Here is a 525-nt window from a genome sequence, read left to right as displayed (position 1 = left end):
TGCCATCGGCAGGGTCATGCTGACCACGCCGCCCTTGGACGCCGAATACGCGGCCTGGCCGATCTGGCCCTCGTAGGCGGCCACGCTGGCGGTGTTGATGATCACCCCGCGCTCGCCGTCGTCGCCGGGGGTGTTGTGCTGCATGCGGTTGGCCGCGGCCTTGGCGACGTTGAAGCTGCCGACCAGGTTGACCATCACCGTGGTCTGGAAGTTGGCCAGCGGCATCGGCGCCTCCTTGCCCAGCACGCGGCCGGCACCGAGGATGCCCGCGCAGCTGATGGCGACATTCAGGCCGCCCAGGAAGTCGTGTGCGGCATCGATCTGCGCGGCCACGGCCGCCTCGTCGCTGACGTTGGTGGTGAAGTAGCGCGCGTTGTCGGCGCCAAGCCCGGCCACGGCGGCCGCGCCCTTGTCGTCATTGAGATCGAACAGGGCGACCTTGCCGCCCTGGGCAACCAGGAACTGGGCCACGGACAGGCCGAGGCCGGAGACGCCACCGGTGATGACGGCACGGACAGAAGACAG

The 525-nt window shown here is 69.3% G+C and carries 1 protein-coding gene; it reads right to left on the bottom strand.

Annotated features, from left to right (window positions below; translation table 11 throughout):
• Positions 1–525 (bottom strand): SDR family NAD(P)-dependent oxidoreductase (locus tag DBR34_RS19920; protein ID WP_258224185.1); only part of this gene is annotated, 525 nt, incomplete at its 3' end.

The organism is Stenotrophomonas sp. HMWF003 (genome assembly GCF_003061285.1).
Classification (GTDB): Bacteria; Pseudomonadota; Gammaproteobacteria; order Xanthomonadales; family Xanthomonadaceae; genus Stenotrophomonas; species Stenotrophomonas maltophilia_AP.
The sequence above is the reverse complement of the archived record's forward strand: the minus strand, read 5'-3'. Positions and strand labels throughout refer to the sequence as shown.